Here is a 14,874-nt window from a genome sequence, read left to right on the forward strand (position 1 = left end):
GTTTCCGTCCGCTCGGACGGGACCGGCGGCCTTACGCGTGTTCGCCGGGCGCGGGCGCGCGGGGGGAGGTGCGCCGAAACGGCCGCCATGCACCCACGATGCCGAACGTGACGGCCGCCACGGCGATCAGCCCCGTGGACAGCAGGGCCGCGATGTTCCAGTTGAGCATGGTGGTCACCGGTATCCAGACGATCGGGCCCCGCACAGCGGGAAGAGGCATTGGGGGGAGGTCTCCCCCCGCCGTGCGGAGTTCCAGGACGTGCAGGGCAACGGGACAGCTGCACGCCTGGATGCCGAGCCCGGGGACTGTGCGAGAGAACCTCTTTCGCAGCCGATTCGGGCTCGAGTACCAGTGTCGGGGAGCCGGCGCCAGGGGGAGTGAGTAGCGGGTACCCAACCGAGAGTCCCGGATCGATCACGAAGAGGCGTGGACAGCGGCCCGGGTGGCTTCCGGTGCGCGCGACCGTCCGACACATCCGAGCGGAAGCGTACCGTGCGCTCCGCTGAGTATTTATTGCTCACGATTATCGAGTGGGCAAGGAACTAAGCAAGAGTTACTCTCCTGCCTGCGTTGTGAAAAAGGGACCGTAGGAAGAGTGCGTGAACCCCGACGCGGCACTCCTCCCTGGTGGGGACGGGTTGGCCGCATCGTGCCGCTGCCGCGTCAGCAGACCGCCGTGTGGGCTCAGGAAATTTCTTGCGGACTCAATTCTTGTGAGGGTAAATGATGACTCGGCTTCGTGCTGTCGGCTCCGCCGCATTAAGTGCTGAATCTCGTGAGGGCTTTATGAAATCTGACGTGCCCTTCGTCGGAAGAGCGAAGGAACTGGACGAGGGCAGCAGGGTCTTCTCCCTCGCGCACGGCCCGATGGGGGTACTGATCACCGGACCTCGCGGGGTGGGCCGGACACGCATGGCCCAGGAGTTGCGGCGGTGGACGCTGCGGAGGTCGAACTGGCGGTTAATCGAGATACATCCGCCGGGCTCCGAGGATGCCGCCGAGGTGAGGGCCAGGCTCGCCGCGCTCGGGCAGGAAACCCGCAAACGCCCAGCGCTGCTCTACATCGACGACGCCCATCTGCTCCATGACGAGCTGGCGGAAGCCGTCCTCGCGGCCCTGCGGCACGGCACGGTCCGGGCGATCCTGACCGCGGCCATGGGGGAGCGCCAGAGCCTCCCCCGTGCCCTGCACGAGCTGTGGCGCGCGGACCTCGTGCACCTGCTCGACCTCCGGCCGCTGCGGCCCGCCGCGGCGCGGCGTCTCGCCGAGGAAATGAGCCCTGTCCCGCTGGACCGGTTCGCTGCCACGGCACTGGCCACCCTCTCGGAGGGCAACCCCCTGCTGCTGCGCGAACTGCTGCGTTCGGGCATCGAGGAGCAGACATGGCACGCCGCACGGCCGGGGGAGAGGACGGTGCCCACCATCCGCCCCATCGTCGTCAACCACCTGATGCCCCGTGAGCTGCCCTCGCTCGACCCGGGCACCCGGGCGGCCCTCGAGTTCGTGGTCCTGGCCCGCCAAGCGCCCCTCGACCTGCTGCGTGGGCTCTTCGACGGGCGTGCCCTGCTCCAGTTGGAGGACCTGAAGCTCATCCGCGTGGTCACCAAGGGAGTGAAGCCCCACGTGGAGGTGGCGCACCCCCTCCTGGGACAGGCACTGCGCCAGAGCATCGCCGCACTGCGGGCGGCCCATCACCTGCGTGTGTGGCTCAAGGTCTTTCCCATGGCGGAGCAGAGTGCCGATCTGAGGCTGCACACCATCGAATGGTCCGTCGCGGCCGGCGAGACGGTTCCGGAGAAGTGGCTCGAGTGCGCCGTGCGGGCGGCCCTCGCGTCAGGAGACCTGGTGAGTGCCCATCGCGTCGTGGACCTGCAGTGGGCCTCGTACCGGTCGCTGCGGGCCGCCGAACTGCGCTCCCACGTGCTGCTGTCGGCAGCCGAGTTCGACGATCTGGAGGAGATGCTCGCCGAGGTCGCGCGCGCGAATGGCGGGGTCCTTCCCGTCTCCCTCAGGGAAGTCCGGGCCCGCGCCGACATTCTGATCGGCAACGCCAAGAAGGCCGCCACCTCACTGGAGGCGGTGACGTCGGTGCGCCGTGACCTCCTCCAGGGCATGCACGCGTACTTCGCAGGCCGCATGGACGAGGCCATCGGTCTGTGCGCTCCGTACCTGGAGGACGCCGACCACGCTACGCGCGTGGAGGCAGTGGTCTTCACGATGGCGGCCCTGTGTCACCAGGCACGTCCGCAGCAGGCGCTGGCGTGCTACGCCCGTTACCAGAGCGACCCGGCGCCAGCGGGCACCTGGGCTCTGCACCTCGATTCGCTGGAGGAGCTGAGGGCCGCCGCGCTCCACGACATGGGACGCCTTTCGGAGGCCGAGGAACTGCTCACCGCGGCCCACACGCAGGCGCTGACGGGCCAGTCGCTGCGCCAGGACGCCCAGCGAGGGCTGGCCCTCGGCTTCACGCTGTACGAGCGGGGGCGCATCCAGGAGGCCCTGCGGTACTTCTCCTTCAGCAGCTCCTACCAGGTCGGCTGGAAGCTGTGGGAGGAACGGGCCCGGATCTACACCGTCCTGGCTTCGATACACCTGCCCAGCGACGACCGGCTTCCCGTCATCACCGACGACCTCGCCGACATCGCCTCGGACCATCTGGGGATCTACCTCTCGGTGGCGAGGGCGTGGCAGGCGTGGCTGTACGGGGGGCTGGAGGAGGCATCGTCGATCCTTCTGCGCGCCGCCGAAACGGCGATGTCGCAAGGAGCCCTGGCCAACGCCGTCATCGCGGCGCACGAGCTCGCCAGGATGGGCTTGGCCAGGGAGTCGTCCGCCTATTGGAACCTGCCGGTGGAGGGTCCCTTCCTCCAGGCGAGGCTGGACTACGCCAAGGCCGTCGCCACGCACGACATCAAGCTGCTGGGCCGGGCTGCGCGGGGCTTCGCGGGATCCGGTGCCGAGCTGTACGCCGCGGAGAGCTACGCGGAGATGCACCGCATGTGCCTGCTGGTCGGGCGGGACCGGGCGGCCACCGCGGCGGTGGTACAGGCCCAGGAGCACCTGTCGCGCTGCGACCCGGTGGACACCCCGGCCCTGCGCTTCCTCGGCCACACGGCCGCGCTCACCGACCGGGAGCGCTGCATCGCCGACATGGCGGCGAGGGGATGGTCCGACCGGGAGATCGCCGATCACCTCAGCATCTCCCCCCGTACGGTCAGCAACACCCTGTACCGGGTGTACCGGAAGCTGGGTGTCACCAACCGGCACCAGCTGATCGCCGGCAGCTAACCCCCCGGCGGGCATCGTCGGCCAGGCGACCCGCTGCTGCCCCGGGCTGGGCGGACCACCTCCGGGACCTGGTTGTGTCAGGGCCTCGGGAACACGCCGGATCCGTGGCGCGTCGACCGGTGGTGCGCGTCCCACCGGCGCGCCGGTGCTGCGGCCGGAAAGGTGCGCCGACAAGCCCGCGGCGTCCGGTGCGGTGCATCGCACCGCGAAGCGTCACCCGCGTACGGGGATGTACTCGGGTGATGCGACAACGCGACGAGGTGCCGTGCGGGGCGTCGCGAGCCGGTGACCTTTCCGCCTACAGCACCAGGCGACGAAGGGCGTCGCAGTCATTCGCGCCAGGGCCGGCCGGTCTGCCCCGTGGACCGGCGCGCTCCGTGCCGGTTGTACCACCGGCCGGGAGAACACAGCTCGATCAAAGGATGTCTGTCGATGAATGCCGTCAGGAGATGGCTGTTACACGCTTTCGAGGTCTCGTCCGCCGATGACCCGGCGCTCGAGGAATGCCGTGCTTTCCGGGCCGGAGTGCTGCACGAGCACGGCCGCCGCCCGCAGTTCGCCGACGGAGCGGGCCGGTTCACCGATGCCCAGCCCCTCGACCTGGGCGCGTGGCACTTCACCGCGCGACGGACCCCGGGCGGCCCGCTCCTCGGCTACGTGCGCGTGGCGACGCCGCAGCACCGCGCCGGCTACCAGTGCCGGGCCTTCCTCGGAGAGGCCGGGTACGCACGCGTGCTGGACCTCTTCCGGGTCGATCCCCGGGAGACCTACGAGCACAGCCGGCTGGTGGTGGCGCCCGCGGCACGGGGCGAGAAGCTGGGGGCGTACATGTACGCCCTGGCCATGGCGGCTGTGCGCCGCCTCGGAGGTGCCGCCATGATCGGGATCTCCGGTACCGCGGACGGTCAGTTCCGGCTCTACGAGCGCTTCGGCTTCCAGGTCGTCCCGGGGGTGACGCGCTTCGATGCCCGGTACGGGGAGGACGTGTGCGTGATCTTCCACCGTTCCGGTGCGCCCGCGGGCGAGTTCGAGCCGCTGGTCCGTGACGCTTCCGAGTCGCTGGCGGCGCTCACGCACGGCCCCGGCCGTGCCGGGCCGGAGCCGTGTCTGCCGACGGGCGGTGTACGCGTCGGCGGGGGCCGGTCAGGGCCGGGGTGACGCCAGCGCGGCCGCGCCGTCCGGACCCGGAAGCCACATGTCGGGCCCGAACACCTCGTAGTGGATGCGCGTGCCGGGCATGCCCGCCTTGAGCAGCTGACTGCGTACGTCGTGCAGGAAGGGGACGGGCCCGCATATGTACGCGTCCGCTTCGGCGGGGATCGCCACGGTGCTCAGATCGGCACGTCCCGGCAGGTCCGCCGGGTGGCCCTGTCTCGGTTCCTCGTACCAGAACAGGGCACTGCCGCCCGCCAGCGTTTCGGCGAACTTCCGGTGCTTGTCCGCGCGCATGTGGCTGGCATGGGAACGGTCGGCGTGGACGGCCGTGACACCCCGGTCGTGACCGGCCAGGTTCAAGTGCTCCAGGAGAGAGAGCATGGGCGCCGCCCCGATGCCGGCGGACACCAGCAGGAGCGGGCCCGGGCGCTCGGGCAGGACGAGGTCGCCGAACGGGGCCGAGAGACTGACGAGATGACCGCATTCGACCCGGTCGTGCAGGTGACGCGAGACCTCACCGGCGAAGCCGTCCCCCGACGTGTCCCTGCTGCCGGCCCGCTTGACGCTGAACCGCCAGGTCGGCCGTCCGGGGACGCCGCACGAGAGGGAGTACTGGCGGATCTGCCGGGCCCCGTCGGGCAGGTCCACCTGCACGGACACGTACTGGCCGGGTTTGAACGCCGGTACCGGACCGTCGTCCGCGGGCACCACGTGGAAGGTCGTGATGTCCGCGGTCTCCGCGGTGCGTCCGACGACCCTCCAGTCCCGCCAGCCACGCCAGGCGTGACCCTCCAGGACCCGTTCCTCGTACAGGGTGTGTTCCCGGTCGGCGAGCAGATCCGCCATCAGCCAGTACACCTCGTTCCAGGCCGAGGCCGCCGCGGGGGTGAGGGCCGTCCCCAGCACTTCGCCGATCGCGCCGAACAAGTGCTCGTGGACGACGGTGTACTGCTCGCGGCTGACGCCGATCGCCGCGTGCCGGTGGGCGAGACGCGACAGGAGGATCTCCGGGGGTTCCTCGGGCCGGCTGATCACATGGGCGGCGAAGGCGGTCATCGCACCGGCCAGCGCGGTGGCCTGCGCTCCGGACGTCTGGTTGGCCCGGTTGAACACGTCCCGCAGGAGCTCGGGGTGGGCGGAGAAGAGGCGCGCGTAGAAGTTCTGCGAGATGTCCGGCAGGGCGGCGGACACCGCCGGAAGGGTCTGGGCAACGGTGCTGGCCGATTCTGAGGAGAGCATGCGTTCCCTTGGATGGTCGTCGCGACAGGGGGCGCCCGGACCCCGCGCGGGGCGGTGCCGGTGTGCGGAACCCCGGCCCGGTCGGCGGAGTCGGGGCAAGCAGCAGTGTCGAAACGCGTCCGATCCGCAGGTAGAGCAATCGCTGCTCACAGCAGACGGAGTGCGGCAGTTCAGGCCCGGTCCGCGGTCCGGCGGGCCCTGGCCAGAGCCAGAGCGGCCCGCGGGCCCTTGTCCCTGACGGTGCGCACCGCGAGGCGCCTGCCGGTCAGCACGCACACGCGTTTGCCCCAGCGGCGCAACGCGGCCCGGTCGACGTCGAATCCGAGCCCCGGGGTGGTGGGCAGGTGGAGGGTTCCACCGTTGTGGGTGAAGGGCTCCGTCAGCAGTGCGTCGCGCAGTTCCGGTGTCCAGGCGGGAGGGGAGAGGGGGTACTCGAGGCGGCCCTCGGGGTCGCCCCCGACGGCCATCAGATGCAGGTTCACCGCGAAGCCGATGCCGTTGGTCCAGGTGTGCGGGGTGTAGGTGACGCCCTGGGCGCGGCACTCGTCGATGACGCGCAGGGTCTGGGCGACGCCCCCGGTGAACACGGCATCGGGCTGGAAGACGTCGTAGCACCGCCGGCGGATCATCATGCGCAGCTCCGGCCATCCAGAGGTGTGCAGTTCGCCGCCGGCGATGGGCAGCCGCGCCGCAGCCGTCAGTTCGCTGAGCGCCTCGTAGTCGTCCATGGCGAGGGGCTCCTCCAGCCACGCCACGCCCAGGTCCGCACAGGCGTCGGCGAAGCGGCGAGCCCGGCCGGGATCCCACAGCGGTGCGTCGGCGAGGGCGCTCACCCGCCAGCCCTGATTGGCGTCCACCCCGATGCGCACCGTGTCCCCGAAGGCTTCCCGGACGGCCCGCACCTGAGCGATGTCCTCCTCCACGGACATCGCGTGGACCCGGAGTTTGACGGTGTCGAAGCCTTCTTCGACGCGCTCGGCAATTTCTCGCACGCGGTCGCGCGGACCGCGCAGCTCACCGGTGGAGGCGTACAGCCGGACGGGACGCCGTGCGCCGCCCAGCAGCCGGTAGAGCGGAAGGCCTGCCAGCTTGGCCTTGACGTCCCAGAAGGCCGGCTCTATCCAGGCGTGGCGCTGGCCGAGGTAGCCCATTTCCCGCAGGCGCTGCTGGACGGTGGCCGTCTCCTGGGGATCGACCCCGAGGAGGTAGGGGCCAAGGAGGTCGCCGAGTCCGGCCCGCTCCCGCCCCATGGCCGGCCCGGCCGACCACCCCTCGACGCCGTCGTCGGTGACGAGGCGGATCAGGTCGAACCGATTGTGGGTCTGCGGGTACCCGGGGATCCAGGCGGGTCGGAACGGGACGGGCAGGGGTACGGCCACGTGGTACAGCTCGATGCGGGCGATGACGGACATGCGTTCCTCCCTGGGGTGGGCACGAGCCTAGGAAGGAAGGAACCTGGTCCGCATTGACCGCTGCGGCCGTCTCGTTGACCGAAGCCTCACACGTAGGGGCTCTGGACGTGCACGTTGGCGTACGTGCCCCACGGCGTGTACACGTTGATGGTGGCGATGGCCGACGCCGTGTCGACGCGGTTGGTGTTGATGATGCGGGTGTCCACCTGGCTCGAGTAGCAGAACGTGTAGCTGCCGGGCTTGGGGTACGCGCCGGGGTACGCGTACATGTACGTACTCTCACAGTCGGAGAACGTGTCCTGGGTGCCGAACTTCTCGTGCTGCGCGATCTTCTCGTCGGAAGTGAAGCTCACGACGGAGTTGGTCTCGTTGTAGACCTCGGTGACGGCCTGCACCGTGGTGCCCGAGCGGTATATGCAGCTCGCGACCGCGAGGTAGGGGGTCAGCCACTGCCACGACGACGTGCCGCAGGTGGTCCCGTTGACGAGGCTTCCGGTCGGAGCCGTGGCTGCGTTGGCGAAGCCGGTTCCGAGCGCCGAAGTGAGGGCGAGGCCCGCCAGAACGAGGGAGATGCGGTGGCGCTGAGAAGTCACGGCGTGTCCAATCGGTCGAACAGCGAGCAGGAGGTCCGAAGTGCGGACGCGTCCCGCGATGTCTTGTCGGGCCAGCGTGACCTCAAAGGAAATTCATGTCTTGAGTGTTCTCTCCCCCAGTTTCGCGGCTCGTTGCGCTCGTCCCCGCCCGCGAATGTGTAGGAATTACTCGCCGAAGAATGACGGAGGGACCGTACGGTGAACGCGTCCGGGGAGCGGTTCCCGGTCGTTCGAGAGGAATTCTGATATGAAGCGAGCGAGGATTCTGGCCGCGGTCGCGCTGACCGCGGGGGTCTTGTCGGCCGGCGCTCCGGCGCAGGCCCTCCAGGGCGAAGCCGATTACACGCTGACCGCGGAATTCGTGAAGGCCCGGTTCCCGTACGTCCAGGACCAGGCGAACAACCTGCTGTGGGACCACACGGCCGTGATGGAGGCTCAGTACTACGCGACCGCGAACACCTACGAATACCCGGGCGCCACGATGCCCTACCGGTCGGTGGGGATGAACGACTACTTCCAGGACCTGACCGAAGACAACTCGTGCACCAGCTCGCAGGTCAACAGCGGCGGATGCGGCGTCATGATCGGCCAGTCGAACCTCTACCCCTCGGGCACCGGGTCGGTGCCCTGGCCGAGCAACATAACTCCCGCGCATGACGGCTGGTACAACTTCTCCGACTTCATGACCTGCAAGTCCGCCCAGCCCGTCACCGGACACTACCTCGGCGGGCGCATTACGGACGTCAGCGGCAAAGTCGGCTGCGTCGGTACGGACGGGTGGCCGAGCACCTCCTGGCAGCACCAGCAGAACAAGATCACCATGACCACGCACCCGGGCTACTCCACCAGCCTGTCGGCACGGTTCCACAGCTGGGAGGCCTACCAGGCCGAGTACTGCAACGTGAGCAAGAGCCTGCCGGGCTACACGGCGGCCCAGCTCCAGGCCCTGGACCAGATCGTGGTGCTCTCGGGGACTTCGAACAACGGATCCTGCGACGTGGTCGTCCACATGACCTCGAAGCCCAAGTAGCAGCCGACGCCGCGGACTCCGGGGCCCGCGGCGAAAACGCCGCGTCCGGCTCTCATGGATGTGCGGAACTGGTCCGCGGCGGCCAGGCGTGGGGGGTGAGGATGCCAATCGCGTAGGCCCGTGCCACGAGTGCGGCACGGGTGGACGCGCCGAGTGCGGTGCGCAGCCGGTCCAGGTGGTAGTCCACGGTCTGACGGGACAGGCCCAGGGCCTGCGCGACGCCCGCGTTGCTCGCGCCGGACGCGATCATCACGAGGACGCGCTCCTGCGTGGCGGTCAGGCGCACGCCCGCCTCGTGGGGCTCGCCGAGCCGGTTCGCCACCACCCAGACGGCCTGCGGCCCCGGACCGACGGCCGTGAGCCGTAGGCGGGTCCGCTGCACCCTGCCGTCGGCGGCCACGAGCAGGGCGTCGGCCCCGGCGCTCCGGCGGCGCCCGCCGACCACGTCCGCCCACGCGCGCTTCAGGCCATCGTGGGCGAAATCCTCTGCCAGAACCGTCGCCGCGGGCCGTCCTACCAGCTCGGACAGGCGGATGCCGAGCAGTTCCGCCGCTGCGGCGCTGGCCTCCCGCACCACCGCGTCACAGGCGAGGCGGGCGCACGCCAGACCGCTGTGGTCGCGCAGGGCCCGCAGGTCGGCTTCGATCCGCCCGCGCTGGTCGAGGACGTCGACGTACACGGTGATGTCGATGTAGACGCCCGCCACACAGGCTTCGCCCGCCCAGTGGGTGGGGAAGCGGAAACCGAGCGCCTGTCCCGGACTGCCGTCTGCGCGCTGGAAGGCCAGGGTGTGCCGGATGGCCTTTCCGCCGGCCAGCACCTGCGCGTCGAGATCCATGAAGCGTCCGGCGTCGGGTGCCCCGTCGACATCACGGACATGCCGGCCTATGACCGCCTCGCGCGTGGTGCCGTACAGGTGGGCGTAGGCGTGATTGACCCACATATAGCGTCCCTCCCGGTTCCGGACGAACACCGCGGCTGGCGTGAGGTCACCGAAGGGAGCGGGCGGGCGGTCCGTACTCTCCGCCGCCGGGGCGGTCCGTGCCTGGTCCGGTGAGGAAGGCCGGGGGAGGGGCAACGCTAACTCGGGTCCGTTCACCATGGCTCCTGGTCACTCGGGCGGGCCGTCCAGCTCGGGGTGCGGCACGGGCCGGAAGGGGGATTCTGCAAGAGTGCCCCACCGTCCGCGTACCGGCCGTCCGTCCCGTCGGCGCGCGGCCGCCCGGCAGTCGCGTCGTTAGCGCACGCCGGGTGCCGCGCCCGCCCCGCCGGGGCCCCCGGGCTCGGGCATTTGCCTGAGAGGAGGAGGCGCGGATCGGGCGCCGGGACCCTCGGCCGCTGGTTCGCTTGATGGGCCGGGCGGCGTCAGGTTCGACCGTCCGTGGTGCGCCTCACATATGGCGCTCCGTCAAGACCGAGCCGAACAGAGGAGTCGTGTGCCGTGACCTGTGTGCTGTACGTCCACGCCAAGGGAGGCCCGCCGCTGAGCCACGCCCTGGCCAGGGTCGCGGCGAAGGCGGCGGTGCACCTGCTGGCACTGGCAGAGCCGCCCGCCCGCATCGCCGGGGAACTGGCGCAGTGGTGCGCATCGGTGACACGCCCCGCTTCCGGTCAGGACCGAGACCTGGTGGACGTCATCGTGGAGCGGGCGCGGGAAGTCGGCGCCGACGCCATCGTCACGTTCTCCGAGTACGCGGTGGTGGCGGTAGCCATGGCCTGCCTGCGGCTCGGGCTGCGCGGCGCCGGCAGCACGGCGGCCCTGGCCCGGGACAAGCGCCTGATGCGGATCGCCTGGGACGTGCACGGCGTGCCGCAGCCGCGGTTCCGTGCCGTGACGACCCTGGCCGATCTCGAAGCGGCCGCGGCCGAGCTGTCCCCGCCCCTCCTGCTGAAGTCTGCGTGGAGCGCCGGCTCCACCGCGCACCAGATCATCGCAACACCCGGTGACGCGGCCGGGGCCTGGGAGCGGTCGCGGCAGGTCATGGCGGATTCGGCGGGCCTCGGCTACGCGGAGCTGTACGTCCCGGACGCCGGGGAGGACTTCGTCGTCGAGGAGATCGTCGACGGGAGCGCCGAAGGATGGTTCGAGGGCGACGGCTGGGGCGATTACGTCAGCGTCGAAGGCGTCGTTGCCGACGGCGTGTTCCACCCGGTCTGCCTGACCGGCCGCATGCCCACGGTGGCGCCGTTCACCGAGCGGGCCGGCATCACACCGGCGGCACTGGCCGACGGCGTTCAGGACCGGATCGTCGACCTCGCCCGCCGCGCCGTGGACGCCCTGAAGCTGGAGGACTGCGGCACCCACACGGAGATCAAACTCGGCGCGGACGGTCGCATGTGGGTGATCGAGACGGCCGCCCGGTTCGGCGGCGCCATGACGGTCCCCCAGGTCGAGCAGGCCTTCGGTATCGACCTGGTAGGCACCTTCACCGACCAGGTGCTGGGTCGCGAGCCGCTCTGGCCCACCCGCGCCCTAGATGTGCGGGATGCCCGCGGCGCATCGGGATCGCTGGTGGTCCTGGCCCTGAACGCGGACGGCACACCATGGCAGGAGCGCCGTATCTGGAGCGCCGCCGACCTGACGCGGTCCGCGCCCGTGACTCCGGGCAACGCCTTCAGCGTCATCGCCGAGAGTTCGCTGCCCGAGGGCGAACTGGTGCCCGTGTACGACCCGGCGGCCGGCGCCAACACCATGGCCGGCCTCTGCCTGCTCCGCGCCGACCACCCCCAGTCCGTCATGGACGACCTCGCCGCGTTGCTGGAGGCCATGCCGGTCATTCTGCGCACGCCCCGCAGAGGGGGTTCGCTCGTATGAGCGCTTCCTTCACCACCCACCGCGTACCAGTACCGCCACCGGCCGGGGACCGCACCGCGGTCGGAGTCAACCTCACCTTGCCGCTCTTCCGCCAGCTGTCGGGCGTACTGGCCGGACACCCGTACCTCAAGGTCGTCATGGACCGCGCGGAGCGCACCTGGCACCTGCTCGACACAGCCGTCCACCCCTTCCACGTCGACTACATCGCTGTCCGCATCCTCGGGATGACGCAGCAGGAACTCGACGCGCAGCTGGACGCCTTCAACGCCTCCGTGTACGCCGACCCCGAGCGGCGGTTCGCACTCGGGGTCCTGTCCCTGCACTGCGGCACGGGAGCGGCCGGGCAGGAGGAGACGTTCATGGTGCTGGAAACCACCGAGGCGGACACCATGGGAGCCGCCCTGATCGAGGAGTTCTACACCTTCGTACGCGACCGGCTCGACGGACGCCTGCCGCTGCTGGTGAAGCCCGCCAACCACGGCCAGGAGCAGGCGCTCGCGGCCATCGGTGACACGCGAGTGCCGCGCATCCTCAGCCACGAGCTGTTCGGCAGCCGCACCCGTACCTGCCTCAATCCCGGGGAGGCGGTCGGCCGGCTGCGGATGTTCCGCACCGAACGGGAGTACCAGGACGCCGTCGCGGGACTGGTGTGGTCGGACATCATCGCGATGCCGCGCCTTCCCGACGACGTCCCCCGGGTCTCCGGCTTCATCAGCACACAGCCCACCACTCCGCTGTCCCACACCAACGTCCTGGCCGCCGGCTGGGGCATCCCCAACGCCGTCGTGCGCGACCTCGACGAGCTGGCGCGACGCGACGGCCTGGACGGATCCTGGGTCCGCTACGAGGCCGGTGACCAGGGCGTGACCCTTACCGCGCTCACCGAAGAACCCCGGCTGCGCCGGCCGGCGTGGGAACAACTGCGGGTAACCATCGAACCTCCGGTCCTCGACGACGCGCCGGTCGTCCCTCTTGACGCGTTACGTCGGAGCGACCGCGACCGGTACGGCACCAAGGCGTCCAACCTCGGAGAGCTGCACCACGTGCTGGCCGCACCGGGGACGGACATCCTCGGCTTCTACGCACGCCCCCGCCCGCCGCGCCCCGACCTCCTGAACCACCTGGAGACCCGGCTCGGACAACGGGGCGCCGGTCCGGAGCGCCTGCGCGCGGCAGCGGCCGAGCGCCTCGCCGACACGGTCGGCGCCCCGCAGGGCCTGGCCCTGCCCTTCCGGCTCCAGCACCTCTTCCTGACGTCCTCCCCCGCGCTGCAACAGGCCATCGGCAAGCTCAAAATGGCTCTGGAGTTGGAGGCCTTCGACACCGTCGACGCCCTCTGCCTGGACCTCCAGGGACTGATCCGGGCGACACCCCTGCCGCCGGCCATCGCCGAAGCGATCACCCGGCCCCTGGCCGGGCTCCTCGCATCGGGCAGGAGACTCGCCGTCCGGTCCTCCGCCAACGCCGAGGACCTCCCGGGCTTCTCCGCCGCGGGCATCTACGAATCCGTGACCACCGTGCGTGGCACCGGCCAACTGCTCGAGGCCGTCCGCCGAGTGTGGGCCTCGCTGCTCTCGCCGCGCAGCGTCCGCCTCCAGCACCAGGCCGGTATCCGCCTCGACGACACCTACATGGGCGCCGTCGTGCAGGAATACGTCCCCGCCGCGGTCGGCGGCGTGATGGTGACGTGCGACCCGACCCGCCCCGACGACTTCCGGAACGTCTACGTCAACTGCGTCTCCGGCTCGCCCGAGGGCGTGGTCGACGGTACGGTCCTGCCCCGGCAGTACCTGTTCAACACGGTGGAGGGCGGCGGCCGCACCCTGGACCTGGGCTCCGCGGCGCGGGACCTGCCGGTCGCGACCCGGGCCTCGCTCGGTGACCTCGCCCTGGCCGGCCGTCTCCTGCAGGGGCACTTCGGGCCGCAGGACCCGGACCGGCCGCTGGACATCGAGTGGCTCATGACCGCCGAGGGAGCCCTCCAGGTCCTCCAGATCCGGCCCTACACCCGATGATGCGCCCTCGGGGGCGGCGGTCGTACCAGCGCCGCGAGAGCGGGGTGGCGCCCGCGGCGCGGCGCGTCATCCGGCTCAACAACGCCTTCCAGCTGCTGTTCAACCTGCTCTGGTGGATGCCGGTGTTCTACACCTACCAGCGTGCCGCCGGGCTCTCCGACGCCGAGGTGTTCGGCATCCAGAGCATCTACTACGTCGCGTTCTGCCTCTTCGAGGTACCGACCGGCATGATCGCGGACCGTCTCGGCGCCCGCACCTGCCTGGGTGCCGGAGCCGTGGTGATGACCGCGGCCAACCTGGCCCCGGTCCTCGCCCCGTCCTACACCGGCTTCCTGCTCCACTTCCTCGCCGTTGCCGCCGGACGGTCGCTCACCTCGGGAGCGTCGAGCGCCTACCTCTACGACGCACTCGAGGAACACGGCGCGGGCGCGCACTACCTCAGGGCGGAAGGCATCGCGCGGTCCCTCGGGCTGGCCGCCAAGGTGGCCTGCTGGCCTCTCGTGGGCCCGCTGATGACCCACGTCCACCAGGCTCCCTACCTGTTGAGTGCGGCCAGCGCCGCGGCCTCCCTCGGCTGCGTCCTGGCTCTGCCCCGCCGGGCCGCGGCCGGACCACCGGCGCAAGGACCGGGCCGGCGGGGCCGGGGCACCCGGCGGGACGGCACGGCCCGGGCCCTGCGCACCCTGCGCGGTTCACCCGCGCTGGCGCTGCTGATGGTCCAGGGCGTGGCCGTCTTCACCCTGGCCCGGCTGTGCCAGGTGAACCTGTTCCAGCCGGTCCTCCTCCACCACGGCGTCGGCGACGGAGCGCACGGCGCCGCCCTGGCGGCCATGACCGTGGCCGAGGCTCTCACCTCGGCGCGCCCCCAGCTCCTGGGACGGCGGCTGTCGCCGGCCACGTGGGTGTCCCTGCTGACCGTCGCCCTGGCCCTGACCCTCGCCGCCACCACCCTGGGCGGCCCGGTGACGGCCGTCGTGCTGCTGTGTGTGTTCGCCGGGATCACCGGCCTCGTCTACCCGGTGCAGCGCAAGCTGATGAACGACGCCATCCCCAAGGATGCGCCCCGGGCCACCCTCCTGTCGGTGGAAAGCATCCTGGACCGGGCCGTCTGCGCCCTGGCGGCGATCGCGGCCGGCGCGTACCTCGCGGCCGGCCGCCTGGACGACCTGCTATGGCACAGCGCCCTGGCGGCCTGTGTCCTGATGGCGGTGCTCCACCCGCTGGTTTCGCATGGGTTGGAGGGTGAGGGTGGTGAGGGTGAGGAGGGTGGCTGTGGAGATGAGGATGTAGTGCTGGTCGTTCCAGACGGGCATGCCGGGCAGGGGT

The 14,874-nt window shown here is 70.7% G+C and carries 11 protein-coding genes; 6 read left to right on the top strand and 5 right to left on the bottom strand.

Translation table 11 applies throughout. From position 1 onward, the window contains the following. Positions 1–31: 31 nt before the first annotated feature. Complete coding sequence (locus tag ACZ6CZ_RS31740; protein ID WP_469028081.1) at positions 32–220, bottom strand: hypothetical protein; 189 nt, start codon at positions 218–220, stop codon at positions 32–34. Positions 221–799: 579 nt separating this feature from the next. On the opposite strand from ACZ6CZ_RS31740, the gene ACZ6CZ_RS31745 reads away from it, so the two are divergent. Further along, positions 800–3,289, top strand: a complete 2,490-nt coding sequence (locus tag ACZ6CZ_RS31745; protein WP_469028083.1) for a helix-turn-helix transcriptional regulator — start codon at positions 800–802, stop codon at positions 3,287–3,289. A 525-nt stretch (positions 3,290–3,814) separates the two neighbouring features. Next, on the top strand, positions 3,815–4,447 hold the full coding sequence (locus tag ACZ6CZ_RS31750) for a GNAT family N-acetyltransferase (protein ID WP_469028085.1): 633 nt from the start codon (positions 3,815–3,817) through the stop codon (positions 4,445–4,447). Here the strand turns inward: ACZ6CZ_RS31750 and ACZ6CZ_RS31755 are convergent. The 3 genes from ACZ6CZ_RS31755 to ACZ6CZ_RS31765 all read right to left on the bottom strand — a co-directional run bounded on the left by ACZ6CZ_RS31755 (position 4,433) and on the right by ACZ6CZ_RS31765 (position 7,688). Then, positions 4,433–5,683 (bottom strand): globin domain-containing protein, encoded by a 1,251-nt coding sequence (locus ACZ6CZ_RS31755; protein ID WP_469028088.1) that lies wholly within the window; start codon positions 5,681–5,683, stop codon positions 4,433–4,435. The genes ACZ6CZ_RS31750 and ACZ6CZ_RS31755 overlap by 15 nt on opposite strands. Positions 5,684–5,853: 170 nt before the next feature. Next, positions 5,854–7,095 carry a mandelate racemase/muconate lactonizing enzyme family protein gene (locus tag ACZ6CZ_RS31760; RefSeq protein ID WP_469028091.1) on the bottom strand — a complete coding sequence of 414 codons (1,242 nt, stop codon included), beginning with the start codon at positions 7,093–7,095 and terminating at the stop codon, positions 5,854–5,856. 86 nt (positions 7,096–7,181) lie between these two features. Beyond that, positions 7,182–7,688 carry a hypothetical protein gene (locus ACZ6CZ_RS31765; protein WP_469028093.1) on the bottom strand — a complete coding sequence of 169 codons (507 nt, stop codon included), beginning with the start codon at positions 7,686–7,688 and terminating at the stop codon, positions 7,182–7,184. 247 nt (positions 7,689–7,935) lie between these two features. Here ACZ6CZ_RS31765 and ACZ6CZ_RS31770 point away from each other — a divergent pair, with 247 nt between their 5' ends. Next, entirely contained in the window at positions 7,936–8,718 is a 783-nt protein-coding gene (locus tag ACZ6CZ_RS31770) for a hypothetical protein (protein WP_469028096.1), read from the top strand. Positions 8,719–8,770: 52 nt separating this feature from the next. Here ACZ6CZ_RS31770 and ACZ6CZ_RS31775 read toward each other — a convergent pair whose 3' ends face one another. Next, positions 8,771–9,820: a PAS domain-containing protein gene (locus ACZ6CZ_RS31775; RefSeq protein ID WP_469028098.1), complete on the bottom strand. Its 1,050-nt coding sequence runs from the start codon at positions 9,818–9,820 to the stop codon at positions 8,771–8,773. A gap of 339 nt (positions 9,821–10,159) precedes the next feature. On the opposite strand from ACZ6CZ_RS31775, the gene ACZ6CZ_RS31780 reads away from it, so the two are divergent. The 3 genes from ACZ6CZ_RS31780 to ACZ6CZ_RS31790 form a co-directional block, all read left to right on the top strand. Beyond that, the gene (locus tag ACZ6CZ_RS31780; RefSeq protein ID WP_469028101.1) at positions 10,160–11,533 is read left to right on the top strand and encodes an ATP-grasp domain-containing protein; all 1,374 of its coding nucleotides are present in this window, start codon (positions 10,160–10,162) and stop codon (positions 11,531–11,533) included. Continuing rightward, entirely contained in the window at positions 11,530–13,548 is a 2,019-nt protein-coding gene (locus tag ACZ6CZ_RS31785) for a PEP/pyruvate-binding domain-containing protein (RefSeq protein ID WP_469028104.1), read from the top strand. Before ACZ6CZ_RS31780 ends, ACZ6CZ_RS31785 begins: the two co-directional genes overlap by 4 nt. Next, positions 13,548–14,874: MFS transporter (locus ACZ6CZ_RS31790; protein WP_469028106.1), on the top strand; the 1,327-nt coding region annotated here is incomplete at its 3' end. The genes ACZ6CZ_RS31785 and ACZ6CZ_RS31790, both read left to right, overlap by 1 nt.

This window comes from Streptomyces sp. NPDC041135, assembly GCF_055592085.1.

Excerpts from the sequence above, each read along its gene's own strand:
- ACZ6CZ_RS31740 (WP_469028081.1), bottom strand. The coding sequence starts at position 220 with ATGCCTCTTCCCGCTGTGCGGGGCCCGATCGTCTGGATACCGGTGACC.
- ACZ6CZ_RS31755 (WP_469028088.1), bottom strand. The coding sequence starts at position 5,683 with ATGCTCTCCTCAGAATCGGCCAGCACCGTTGCCCAGACCCTTCCGGCG.
- ACZ6CZ_RS31760 (WP_469028091.1), bottom strand. The coding sequence starts at position 7,095 with ATGTCCGTCATCGCCCGCATCGAGCTGTACCACGTGGCCGTACCCCTG.
- ACZ6CZ_RS31770 (WP_469028096.1), top strand. The coding sequence starts at position 7,936 with ATGAAGCGAGCGAGGATTCTGGCCGCGGTCGCGCTGACCGCGGGGGTC.
- ACZ6CZ_RS31775 (WP_469028098.1), bottom strand. The coding sequence starts at position 9,820 with ATGGTGAACGGACCCGAGTTAGCGTTGCCCCTCCCCCGGCCTTCCTCA.
- ACZ6CZ_RS31785 (WP_469028104.1), top strand. The coding sequence starts at position 11,530 with ATGAGCGCTTCCTTCACCACCCACCGCGTACCAGTACCGCCACCGGCC.